The sequence below is a fragment of the Salmonella sp. SAL4457 genome, assembly GCF_046548235.1.
Taxonomy (GTDB): Bacteria; Pseudomonadota; Gammaproteobacteria; order Enterobacterales; family Enterobacteriaceae; genus Salmonella; species Salmonella enterica.
The window spans coordinates 1-351 of record NZ_JBGDZO010000163.1; the positions used below are offsets into that span (position 1 = coordinate 1).

Sequence of the window (351 nt, forward strand, 5' to 3'; positions counted from 1 at the left end):
TCAGTGCGCGGCACCGCGAGTCGGTGGAGCGCTATGTCGAGATGGGCGTGGCCGAGGGCGGTCGCCTGCGCACGGGGGGCTTACGTCCCCATGGCGGAGCCTTCGATCGTGGCTACTTCTACACCCCGACCATTATCGAGGGGCTCACCAATGGCGCCCGCCTGTGCCGGGAAGAGGTCTTCGGCCCGGTGCTGGTGGCCATGCCTTTCGCCAGCGAAGAGGCCCTGATCGAGGAGGCCAACGACAGCTGCTACGCGCTGGCCGCCGGCATCTGGACTCGCGACTTCCAGCGCGCCTGGCGGCTCGGCCGCGCCGTGCAGGCCGGCACCGTGTGGATCAACACCTACAAGC

General features: G+C 68.9%; 1 protein-coding gene. It reads left to right on the plus strand.

Translation table 11 applies throughout. From position 1 onward, the window contains the following. The coding region (locus ACLJNW_RS23725; RefSeq protein WP_410961162.1) for an aldehyde dehydrogenase family protein at positions 1 to 351 on the plus strand (351 nt) is incomplete at both ends.